The organism is Marinobacter antarcticus (assembly GCF_011049865.1).
GTDB lineage: Bacteria > Pseudomonadota > Gammaproteobacteria > Pseudomonadales > Oleiphilaceae > Marinobacter > Marinobacter antarcticus_A.
In genome coordinates, this window is the sequence record NZ_DRGY01000072.1 from 1 (window position 1) to 8,197 (window position 8,197).

Genomic DNA, 8,197 nt, shown 5'->3' on the forward strand with positions numbered 1-8,197 from the left:
GTGGGGCCAATAATACTGCTGGGCATTCCCAGGCCAACCGTGAGGGCGGTAATCACAAGTTTGGCCATGCCCACGCTGAGCAAAAGCCAGAGCCCGAGTTCGCCATTAATGGTTGCATTAACGGTATCGTAGCCAATTCCCATGGTTTGGGGCACCAGCACAGCAACAGGCACCATAAGCGCCCCGGCAATGAGCACGCGCAGTAGAATTGGCCGGTGACTGAACCGCCGCATGGAATCGACCAGATGTATAAAAAGCGCGGCCGAGATGCCGATAACGACGGCAATGACCAGAATCCAGGGTATCTCCAGCAGCGAGTTCATCGTCAGCGCCGGAACGTTGAAGGCAGGCTCTGTTCCATACACGGTTTGGGTGACGAACGCAGCGCTGACTGAGGCAAGAATAATGGGCGTAAAGCCTGCGATCGTGTATTCCATCATCACCACTTCCATGGCGAAAATAACCCCGGAAATGGGCGTGTTGAATGAGGCGGAGATAGCGGCGGCGCAGCCGCAGGCGACGAGGGTGCGTATGCTGTTGTTCGGCAGTTTCATCCACTGCCCCATCAGGCTTGAGAAAGCGGCGCCCAAATGCACCGCCGGGCCTTCACGGCCGGCAGACTGCCCGGTGGCCACCGTTGCAACGCCCACGATAAATTGAATCAACGCACTTTTGGCGGTGATATAACCCTGGTGATAGTTCAACCGCTCCATAACGTGAACGACCCCCACTTTTCGATCGTGGGTTGCCAGACGGTGCAAAAAAAAGCCGATACCCAGAGCGCCGGCAAAAGGCAAAACCCCTCGTGTAAAAACGTCCAGACGCTCGAACGCCTCAGAGGCGAACACTGCTGAGCTGTCTCCGGGCAAAAAATATCCCAGTGGCCACTCAATCGCGAGGCGGAAAGCCAGAATCACTCCACCGGTGATCAGGCCGGATAATAACCCCAAAACCGCCAGTTGTGGCAACGAGTCAACGCCGGACATTCGGCGCGGAAAAGCAGTGACCAGTTTTTTGCTAATCTGATGCCATGTTTTATTCATGAATGCCGGTATTCCGGTACGAGAGAGTGGCCTGCCAGAGGGTTTGTGACATCATTGTAACGGTCGCCCTGTAAGCTGCAATAAGTCGTTGGTTTATCATGGTAGACTACGCGATTGAACTTAGTAAATTTGACACGAGGCTACTGGAGAGCAAGGTGATTAAAGTAGGTATCGTTGGCGGCACCGGATATACCGGCGTCGAGCTGCTCAGAATTCTCGCCGTTCACCCCGATGTAAAGGTTAGCTGCATTACGTCCAGATCGGAGGCAGGCGTGCCGGTGGCCGATATGTATCCGAATCTCCGAGGGCACTTTGATCTGGCCTACTCGGAACCTGACCCCAGTGTTTTGGCAGCCTGCGACCTGGTGTTTTTTGCAACACCACACGGCGTTGCCATGCGCATGATCCCGGAACTGATGGCTGCCGGTGTGCGGGTTGTTGATCTTTCCGCTGATTTTCGACTCAAGGATCTAAAGGTATGGTCGCAATGGTACGGCATGCCTCATGAGTCGCCCGAGTGGGTTGAAAAAGCCGTTTACGGACTGCCGGAAGTTGCGCGCGATGAAATTGCCCGGGCCCAACTGGTTGCCAATCCGGGATGTTATCCCACCGCAGTTCAGTTGGGTTTTCTGCCGTTGCTTGAACAAGGCCTGGTTGATCCGTCGCGGCTGATTGCAGATGCAAAATCCGGCTCCAGTGGCGGTGGACGGCAGGGTAAGGTCGGTATGCTTCATGGCGAAATAGGAGAGAGCTTCAAGGCCTACGGCGCCTCGGGGCATCGTCATTTGCCGGAAATTCGTCAGGGTTTGTCTGCGGCCGCAGGCACTCAAACGGGCGTTACGTTTGTGCCACACCTCATTCCCATGATTCGTGGTATCGAGGCAACGCTTTACGCGGAGTTGAAGAACCCGGCGGATTACGAATCATTGCAGGAATTGTTTGAAGAGCGTTACCGAGATGAGCCGTTTGTTGACGTGATGCCGTTTGGCAGTCATCCGGAAACCCGCAGTGTTCGGGGGGCCAATTTGTGCCGTATGGCGTTGCACCGCCAGGAACAGAGCAACATTGTGATTGTCTCTTCGGTTATCGACAATCTGGTCAAGGGCGCTGCCGGCCAGGCAGTTCAGAACATGAATATTATGTTGGGCCTCAGAGAGTCACTTGGCCTTGAAGCACCTGCATTGCTGCCGTGAAGGACGTCAATGAGCGAACCGCGAAAACCGGCTGAGGAATATGTGGTTGTCCGCCATCGGCCGAAGAGTCGCCTGCGGCGGGTGATTATAGTCATTGTGTTCACGATTGTGGCGGCAGCGGCAGGGTACGCGGCAGGCTTGGCGCAGGGAGGTTTTCGCTTTACCAGCGTAGAAGCCTCCAACGATAAGCTGGAAAACGAGCTCGCGATGTTGAAAATCCGTCATCGCGAAGCCCAGCAGCAACTGGTGAACCTGGAGCGTGGCAAGTTAATCGACAAACAGGCGTTAAACCAGACGCGACAGACCCTTGTTGATCTGGAGACCCATGTAAGTAGGTTAAAGTCTGACCTGACGTTTTATAAAAACATCATGGCGCCGTCTGAGACCAGTAAGGGATTGCAGGTAGATCGCTTCTCGATGGTCGGTGATCGTCAGACGGGTGATTACAGTTTCAAATTAGTGCTGACGCAGGTTGGAAACAACAAGAGCTATATTTCTGGCGTTGTGGCCGTCAATATAATCGGTATGCGTGATGATGAGAAAGAAGTCATCGCGCTGCGCGATCTGTCTCAGGAAATTGAAGACCTTGGTGTGAGATTCCGTTTTCGTTATTTTCAGGACGTCGAAGGTAAGCTGACGTTGCCTGACGGTTTCGAACCACTTGAGGTGCAGGTGGTTGCTCAGGCCGAAGGACGCAAGTCGTCACAGGCAGAAAGAACGTTCAACTGGGATGATCTAACGGAGAACTAGAATGCTTGGCAAGAAAAAGCAGAAGCCCCGCCGCCCTGTTGGCAACTTTGATACGTTGATTTCATCGCGTACCGTCATCGAAGGCGATGTGCACTTTTCCGGCGGCTTGCATATTGATGGCCATGTTCGCGGAAAGGTATTGGCTGAAGAGGGCAGCGATGCCGTATTGCGGATTTCGGAAGTGGGTGAAATTACCGGTGACATAGCGGCGCCCCACGTCATTATTAACGGTACGGTTCACGGTGATGTTTATGCGTCTGCTCACCTTGAACTGGCAGAAAAGGCCGCTATTAACGGCAGCGTTTACTATAATCTTATCCAGATGGCTATGGGATCGTCGGTAAACGGCAACCTTGTTCATCAGCGTGAGCCCGCGGGATTACTGACTCAGGACACTGTTAACGCCATTGGGGCTATTGATGGCCCGCCAGGCACGGGCGTGAAGGAGTCATCGGAAGAGGTTAGTGGAAAGTCCGAATAGTTGATTGTTTTAGTCAGGAATACCATAATCAATCAGGTTGTATCAGGTAATCCGGAGGCGAACTTGAGTGTAGTCCAGCAGCAAATGGCAGCACCGTTGTTTTTTAGCGACAGTGCAGTTAACAAAGTACGCGAACTGGTTGAGGAAGAGGGCAACCCCGAGCTCAGGTTGCGCGTGTTCGTAACCGGTGGTGGTTGTTCCGGGTTTCAGTACGGATTCTCATTTGATGAAAGTCAGGATGAAGAAGATACGACTGTGGAGCGGGATGGCGCCATCCTTCTGGTCGACCCTATGAGTTATCAGTACCTAGTGGGTGCGACGGTCGATTATCAGGAAGGCCTGCAAGGCTCCCAGTTCGTGGTTCAGAATCCCAACGCCAGCTCCACGTGCGGGTGTGGAAGTTCCTTCACCATTTAAGGTTTCTCGATTGCCTCTGTGTTCAGAGCGGTGTGCTGTTTGCTCAGGCCGGGTATATAGCGCCAAGTATTCGGGGCCCCTTGGCTCCGGTTACCTCTGCCAGGTTTCCTGGCTTTCGCTCCATCGTTTGCCGGGCCAGCCAGGCAAAAGCGGTTGGTTCCACCCATAGCGGGTTAATGCCCAGTTTAGCGGTATCCACTACGCGGATAGGGCTGAGCGCTTGAGAAAGTTCTTTCATCAATAACGGATTACGAGTACCCCCTCCGCAAACGTAAATAACCATCGCGGGTGATTGCGGCATTTGCCGAACGGCGGTGATCACTGACAGCTGCAGCAACGTGCGTTGAACGTCTTCCGGCCGGGTTTTTTTGTGCCGCAGAACCAGAGTTTTAACCCACTCCAGATTGAACTTTTCTTTCCCGGTGCTTTTTGGGGCCGGGCGATCGAAGTAGGCGTCAGAGAGCATGTCGGTAAGAAGTGACTGATCTACGATGCCTTCCTGTGCCCATTGCCCGCCATCGTCATAGGGACGCCCCGTTTGATCTTGACACCAGGCATCCATCAAAGCGTTGGCGGGGCCAGTGTCAAATCCGGTTACCGGGCTGTCCGGACTGGACGGGATCCAGGTTATATTGGCGATACCGCCGAGATTGAGAATGCATCTGTCTTCGGTGTCTGAGCTAAAGAAATGTTGATGAAAGGCTGGCACCAACGGAGCTCCCTGTCCTCCTGCGGCCATGTCCCGGCTCCGGAAATCGCCCACGGTAGTGATTCCGGTCTTCTCTGCGATTATGGCAGGGTTGCCTATCTGAAGAGAGAATCGACCGGGGCCCGACGGTTGATGTCGAAGAGTCTGCCCGTGGCTACCGATTGCCTGGATCGAAGATACGGCGATATCAGACTGTCGAATCAGGCTTTCTGCAGCGTCTGCAAAAAGTAACCCTGTGAGTGTGCCAAGCTCACCTATTTCATCCGGTGTTGCGTGATTCTGGCTCGCCAGCATCAGACGATGCCGCAGGTCTTCAGGATAGGATATGGAGTGTGTTCCGTGGGTGCGGACGGTTGTTCCCTGAAAGGACACCAGTACGGCATCTATGCCATCCATGCTGGTGCCGGACATAAGTCCGATCCAAGTGTCCACAGGCCTCAGTCTTCCGAAGCCAGTGCGAGGTGCTGATAATTGTTTCTGAACGCTTCAAACTGCGCGACTTGCTGCCCGGTGATTTTATTGAATCGTGCCATTTCAGATGCGGGTATCGGTTGGGCATCGGGGAGCTTTACGGTCCGGGAGTTGCGCGGCGAGCCATTAACGCGGAATTCATAATGCAGGTGAGGGCCTGTTACCATGCCAGACGAGCCAACATAACCAATCGTATCACCCTGTTTAACTCGTAAGCCGGATTTCATTTTCTTATTAATCCGGCTCATGTGTGCGTACAACGTTGTGATGTTATCGCCGTGCTTCAGAACAACCGTTCGGCCATAGCCACCTTTCCAGCCTGCAGATTTAACGATGCCATTCCCTGACGCCTTGATCGGTGTTCCTGGCGGCGCAGCATAATCCGTACCCTCATGAGGGCGAACGACATCCAGTACCGGATGGCGCCGCTGGAGATTAAACGGCGATGAAATTCTTGCGTTCAGGGGCGTGCGCAAAAATGCTTTTCGTACGCTGTTACCCTCTGGCGTATAATAGTCACTGTCGCCTTTGCTATCGGTATAGAGCACGGCGACACTTTCTTTACCCCTGTTAACAAAGCGCGCTGAAAGTATGCGCCCTGTACCGAATTTTTCGCCGTCAACATAGAGCTCTTCATAGACCACTTCAAACTGATCGCCTTTGCGAACGTCGTATACAAAGTCGATGTCCCACCCGAAAATGCCTGAAAGCTCCATTGTCAGGCGGTCGTTAAGGCCTACTTTCCGGGCGGATGTGTACAGTGAGCCATTAACCGTGCCCGAGGCGTATACAGGCTTGGACTCAGGCACCCGTATTTCTGTCTGGCCGTCGAAAGCGTCGTCTTGTTTCGTGATCTTCAATGTTTCTAATAGGCTACGCTTGAGTTCAACCGCCGCAAGCTCGTCTTGGCTATTCGTTGCAAATCGAATAGTTTCGCCAACATAAAGACGTTGTAGCGTCTTCGCATCGCCTGCACCGTGAATGACGGAAAGCATGATGCCATCATTGAAACCGGCTTTTTTAAACATTGCAGACAGCGTGTCGCCAGATTTGATGTCAAACGATTGCCAGGTTAAACGCGCCTCCGGCTTTGAATTCGGCTCAACCGTAGTTTGTACTTCACTTGCGGCTTCCGGGGTCATCTCCGGAGAAGCTTTGGCAAGGGTTGGGTCCGTTGAGGCTCGTGGCGTCAACGTCGCATCGGGCTTTTGTGAGGATTTTTCACGGTTAACTTCTGAGGCAATTCCTTGCTCCAGATCAACGGTGTAAGACATTCTCTTGGCTTCAACGTCTGCGCTGGGGCTCATGAGAATAGCTGCGGTTACTACAACGGTGGCAGCTGCAACAATGGTTATGTGAGTTTTTGGAAACATTTTCAACACGTATCGCATCCGTTTTAATCGGCATTCCGGCAAGTTGTACTACCCAATTAATGCTGTTGTTCAGGTTCAAACCAACAGATTACCGTATAAAAAGCATGTGGGACAGCGCATAACATTACGGTTGTTACGGTGCCCGCCGGATTTTTTGCGACGTCATTGATATAATGTCGCCGCCCAGATCGCTTGGTTTTGATTAAAAACTCAACGCTTTCACTTTAGCAGGGCTCCAGGTAACTCACAGATTTCTTTTGTTGAGGTCTGTAACCGACACATTCGTGGAACTGATCGAGGGTAGGTAATTCATGGCATCTATTGAAGAAGCGTTGGCCATTATCAAGCGAGGCGTAGACGAGTTGATTCCTGAGGGCGAGCTGATTGCAAAGCTGAAGGAGGGTCGTCCACTGCGAATCAAAGCAGGCTTCGATCCTACAGCGCCCGATCTGCATCTCGGGCACACGGTCCTGATCAACAAATTGCGCCAGTTCCAGGATCTTGGGCATGAGGTGATTTTTCTGATCGGCGACTTTACCGGCAAAATTGGCGATCCCTCAGGCAAGAGTGCTACCCGTCCGCCGTTAACGGATGAGCAGGTAGCGCAAAACGCGATTACGTATAAAGAGCAGGTGTTCAAGATCCTGGATCCTGATAAAACCCGTGTTGCCTTCAACTCTGAGTGGATGGCCAAAATGACGGCCGTGGATATGATCCGGCTGGCTGGCCAGTATACCGTTGCGCGTATGCTGGAACGGGATGACTTTACCAAGCGTTATCGCGCAGAGCAGCCAATCGCCATTCATGAGTTTTTGTACCCTCTGGTGCAAGGTTATGACTCTGTAGCGTTGGAAGCCGATGTTGAGTTAGGAGGTACAGACCAGAAGTTTAACCTCCTCATGGGGCGTATCCTGCAAAAGCATTACGGCCAGTCTCCCCAGGTGGTGTTGACCATGCCAATCCTGGAGGGGTTGGACGGTGTGCAAAAAATGTCAAAATCGCTGGGGAACTATATCGGCGTTAATGATTCGCCGGGTGAAATGTACACCAAGCTTCTGTCTATTCCTGACGACTTGCTATGGCGTTACTTTGAGCTTCTGAGTTTGCGGTCCATTGAGCAGGTGAAAGAGTTTCAAAAGGCGGTAGGCGAGGGAGCTAATCCTCAGGATTACAAAAAGCTGTTAGCCGAAGAGATTATTACCCGCTTTCATAATGAAGAGGCTGCTCAAACTGCGCATAAATCCGCAGGCAACCGGGTTGCACTCGGAGAAATTCCGGAAAATGTGCCCGTTGTCGAGGTGTCGCTAGACGGTGAGCCAGAGATATTGATGGCTTCTCTGCTGCGCTTGGCAGGGCTTGTTAAGAATGGCGCCGCAGCGAGGGACGTTCTTGGGCGTGGTGCTGTCTTTGTAGATGGTCAGAAGTTTGAGGGCGGGCGGGTCTTTGTAGAAGGGGACAGTTGTGTGATTCAGGCAGGAAAGAAAAAAATCGCGCGGGTTTTGATCACTGCTTGAGCGATTTCAGGTCATTTTCAGTTATTTTAAGATTGCCCGTTGACAGATCTGCGTGTGTCTGTAGAATGCGCATCTCCTTCGAGGGACACACCGCTGAGGCGGGGGGTTCTGAGAAGGGCAACTGTTTGAAAGTATTGAAGAAAACGAGTTCAGAGTTTCTTCGATTAAACAGTTGACAAGGTCGCGATTCGCTGTAGAATACGCCACCTTGATTGAGCCAAGGCTCAACCGCTCTTTAACAAATTA

General features: G+C 52.5%; 8 protein-coding genes. 5 read left to right on the forward strand and 3 right to left on the reverse strand.

From position 1 onward, the window contains the following. Positions 1-1,043, reverse strand: a 1,043-nt coding sequence (locus tag ENI00_RS09070; protein WP_304101488.1) for a chloride channel protein, incomplete at its 3' end; no start/stop codon positions are given. A 155-nt stretch (positions 1,044-1,198) separates the two neighbouring features. Here ENI00_RS09070 and argC point away from each other — a divergent pair. The 4 genes from argC to erpA all read left to right on the forward strand — a co-directional run bounded on the left by argC (position 1,199) and on the right by erpA (position 3,884). Beyond that, entirely contained in the window at positions 1,199-2,236 is a 1,038-nt protein-coding gene (gene argC / locus ENI00_RS09075; RefSeq protein ID WP_304101489.1) for an N-acetyl-gamma-glutamyl-phosphate reductase, read from the forward strand. A gap of 9 nt (positions 2,237-2,245) precedes the next feature. Beyond that, positions 2,246-2,986, forward strand: coding sequence for a DUF6776 family protein (locus ENI00_RS09080; protein ID WP_304101490.1), 741 nt, complete (start codon positions 2,246-2,248; stop codon positions 2,984-2,986). A 1-nt stretch (position 2,987) separates the two neighbouring features. Beyond that, complete coding sequence (locus ENI00_RS09085) at positions 2,988-3,467, forward strand: bactofilin family protein (RefSeq protein ID WP_304101491.1); 480 nt, start codon at positions 2,988-2,990, stop codon at positions 3,465-3,467. Between the two features lie 84 nt (positions 3,468-3,551). Further along, positions 3,552-3,884, forward strand: coding sequence for an iron-sulfur cluster insertion protein ErpA (gene erpA / locus ENI00_RS09090; RefSeq protein WP_304101495.1), 333 nt, complete (start codon positions 3,552-3,554; stop codon positions 3,882-3,884). Between the two features lie 43 nt (positions 3,885-3,927). Here the strand turns inward: erpA and ENI00_RS09095 are convergent, their stop codons facing one another. Both ENI00_RS09095 and ENI00_RS09100 read right to left on the reverse strand, forming a co-directional pair. Beyond that, the gene (locus tag ENI00_RS09095) at positions 3,928-5,025 is read right to left on the reverse strand and encodes an anhydro-N-acetylmuramic acid kinase (protein ID WP_304101492.1); all 1,098 of its coding nucleotides are present in this window, start codon (positions 5,023-5,025) and stop codon (positions 3,928-3,930) included. Between the two features lie 5 nt (positions 5,026-5,030). Continuing rightward, positions 5,031-6,446 carry a peptidoglycan DD-metalloendopeptidase family protein gene (locus ENI00_RS09100; protein WP_304101493.1) on the reverse strand — a complete coding sequence of 472 codons (1,416 nt, stop codon included), beginning with the start codon at positions 6,444-6,446 and terminating at the stop codon, positions 5,031-5,033. Between the two features lie 302 nt (positions 6,447-6,748). Between ENI00_RS09100 and tyrS the strand changes: the two genes are divergently transcribed. Beyond that, entirely contained in the window at positions 6,749-7,951 is a 1,203-nt protein-coding gene (gene tyrS / locus ENI00_RS09105; protein WP_304101494.1) for a tyrosine--tRNA ligase, read from the forward strand. The last annotated feature ends 246 nt before the right edge of the window (positions 7,952-8,197 follow it).